General features: G+C 34.8%; 3 protein-coding genes. All 3 read left to right on the top strand.

Annotation, left to right across the window (positions count from 1 at the left end):
- On the top strand, window positions 1-279 hold a 279-nt coding region (locus PVK70_RS18555), incomplete at its 5' end, for a hypothetical protein (protein ID WP_274441706.1).
- Between the two features lie 303 nt (window positions 280-582).
- The gene (locus tag PVK70_RS18550) at window positions 583-1173 is read left to right on the top strand and encodes a hypothetical protein (protein WP_130049452.1); all 591 of its coding nucleotides are present in this window, start codon (window positions 583-585) and stop codon (window positions 1171-1173) included.
- Window positions 1160-2071, top strand: coding sequence for a DUF4868 domain-containing protein (locus tag PVK70_RS18545; protein WP_207216429.1), 912 nt, complete (start codon window positions 1160-1162; stop codon window positions 2069-2071). Before PVK70_RS18550 ends, PVK70_RS18545 begins: the two co-directional genes overlap by 14 nt.
- Window positions 2072-3155: the final 1084 nt, after the last annotated feature.

The raw sequence follows: 3155 nt of genomic DNA, 5'->3' as shown, positions 1-3155 counted from the left end.
GTGCGTACTGAGTCCGAAATTTTTTGCACGGTTCATCAAAAGGATCGCGGCTTTCGTAGTTTCGGCTTAGTAAGCGTGAATTTCTTCTTTGTTTCCTTTTGGTTTTCATTTCATCAGGTTCGGCAAATTAACCCTAATTTTCCTAAGTTCAGGCGTTTCAGCGGCTATTTTACGCTTCAATTGTTCTTTGGTTATGCCTCATTTGAGCCTGTATCAGTGTTTTCCTCTTGGAATTTTCAATCCCAGTTGTGGCGAGGATATGTGGTTTATCAGTTCTAAATCTTTTGAAACCAAGTCGTCCAAATGGCGTAAAAAGTATATTTATTTTCCATTCACTTTATCTCGCAATTTAAGAACATTTTGTTCGCTTAATTGCCATCGGTAAATTAAAATCAGGGCTTAGAAAATCTTGGCGGGGCAGTTCTTTACCAAGTTAGCCAAGCCGAAAGTAAGCACGCACAACAATCGCATCAACACGATGCTTATTACATTCGGCGTTTTTGGTCTGAAGTGTAATTGGTTTGGAAAGTTGGTCGTCAGCACGTGTTATGCAAGCGTTAGGCGAATAAGGGGGGTAAGGACATGCAATTTAGGTTAGTTTCTGCTTTTGCTATATTTATAGGCTCATATTTACCTTTGGCGTTGATATTAGCTATACAAGACATTCCATTTTCATGGTGGGGTCAATCATTCTGTTCATTTGAAAATATAACAACAGATTGCAAGTTTAATCCGTTTAATAACGCATTGCTCTCTGTCACATTTATTACTATAACACTGTTATCAGTGTGGTTATCTAATGCATCATTAGATAAAATTTCGTATCCTTTTACGGTGACAGTTAAGTCATCAAAAGGAATACCAAATGACATTATAAATTATGTATTTCCATATGTAGTTTCATTTATGGGTATAAGCTACGATTCTCCAGAAAAGCTATTAGGTTTTTCAGTTTTTTTAATTTGGATGTTTGCTATAACGTATAAATCAGGACAGATAATCATGAATCCACTTTTACTCATGTTTGGGTGGAAGCTATACGAAGCAAGTATTGATTTTAATGGGCAACCAAGAGATATAAGAATTTTAATGAAGGGTGATTTATCTCCTGGTAGTTATAATGTTCAAAAAATTCAGGAATTCTATATTGGACAAGTGCATGATGACAGTTGATTTTAAAGAGCTTAAAGCATTTGATTTCTCAAATGCAAAACCGTATTTGTGGATTTTTAAAGACAGTACAAGTCCTAAAAAATTCAGGACTAAGTATGTACAAACAGATGACTCATTAAATGATGAATTGCTATCCTTTGTTAAAAGGGAAACTGTGAGAATAACAGAACATTCAGCTTATACTTATATTTCTCAAACAAATGAGAATAGTTGTTTAACTATTGAGTTTAATAAAACTGATTTTTCTTTATTAAAGCAACTTATTGATGAGCCAGAATCTGAGCATGCGATAAAAGGTATTGAAGATTTAATCGGTGCTAAAGGTTATGTGGTTAAGTTTATAAAAGACGATAAAATAGTGTATGCGGTTAAAAGATCAGCTACTACATGGAAAACTTCCTACCCAAAGAAATTCGTGAATGCTATTTTTAAAAACGGTGAATTAACAGGAATTGAGAATAATTCATTCTCAATAGAGAAAAACTTTGACTTCTATGTCATGAATGATATGGCCTTTATTGCCAATAAAAAAGGCTTTGAATCAGCAATGAAATACAAAGAAGAATTTGTTAAAGCTTTTGATACTTTGCAAAGTAATCCCGGTTTTAGTAGTTTATTTTCTGATTTAGCCCCGATTGTTACCTATGTTGGGAAAAATTCTATTCAATTACGAAGGATGGCTGTAATTGAAGATAAAGGTATTTATAAGAAGCCTAATTTTATTCCCAACCTTCAAAAAGTAAATGCAATTAGAAAGTGGGGTTTGAATTTTGAACAACATAAAATAATACCTTGTGATAAAACTGTAAAAATCATTCTACAAGTTTTATTAGATCATCGACTAATTAGTGAAATTACTGACACTATTTATGATGTTCCTGATGCCGTGCAGGTATAATTCGCCTAACAAATGCATCAACACGATTTACTACACTCGGCATCTCAGGTTGTCGGGTGTTTCTCGTTTTAAGGCGTCAATTTTGAGTATAATTGCACAGTAGTAAACGTGTTATGCAGGCGTTATACGAACTCTGAGAATGCAGTTTTTTGGTTCAGTTCAGCGATTGAACCATTAGCTTTTTAGGTGTAAAAGTAGGTGGTTTTCCTTTTTCATTGTAGCCTTTTGGTTTTCATTTCATCAGGTTCGGCATTGAACTATTATTGCCCCAAATTCAGGCGTTTCAGAAACCAATTTACGCTTCAATTGTTCTTTGGCTATGCCTCATTTTAATCTGCATCAGTGTTTTTCTCTCAGCATTTTCAATCCCAATTGTGGTTAGGATATTTGGTTTTTCAGCTAAAAAGTTGCTGAAACCAAGTCGTACAAATGGTGTAAGAAAAAGGGATTGTTTCGTTTCACAGTTATTGTCGTTGATTGGATATTTAGCTCGCTTAATTGAGCCAGTCTAATTAAAATCGTTTTACAGAAAATCTTGGTAAATCAGTTCTTTATCAAGTTAATTGGAGCGAAAGCAAGGCTCGTATAACAAAGCAATCAACACGATGCTATTTACATTCGGCATTCGCGGTTTGAAGTGTAATTGATTTTGTAAGTCGGTCTTTCGCACGTGTTATTGCGGCGTTGTGCGTACTGAGTCCGAAATTTTTTGCACGGTTCATCAATAGGATCGCGGCTTTCGTAGTTTCGGCTTAGTAAGCGTTCCTTTCTTCTTTGTTGCCTTTTGGTTTTCGTATTATCAGGTTCGGCAAATTAGCTCTTATTTCCCTAAGTTCAAGCGTTTCAGAAGCTATTTTACGCTTCAATTGTTCTTTGGTTATGCCTCATTTTAGCCTGTATCAGTGTTTTCCTCTTGGCATTTTCAATCCCAGTTGTGGCAAGGATATTTGGTTTATCAGTTCCAAATCTTTTGAAACCAAGTCGTTCAAATGGTGTGAAAATTGTATCTGTTTTCCATTTATTTTATCTTGCAATTTAAGAACATTTTGTTCGCTTAATTACTACCGGTAAATTAGAATTAGGG

Source organism: Aliivibrio sp. A6 (assembly GCF_028765505.1).
Lineage (GTDB): Bacteria > Pseudomonadota > Gammaproteobacteria > Enterobacterales > Vibrionaceae > Aliivibrio > Aliivibrio finisterrensis_A.
The sequence above is the reverse complement of the archived record's forward strand: the minus strand, read 5'-3'. Positions and strand labels throughout refer to the sequence as shown.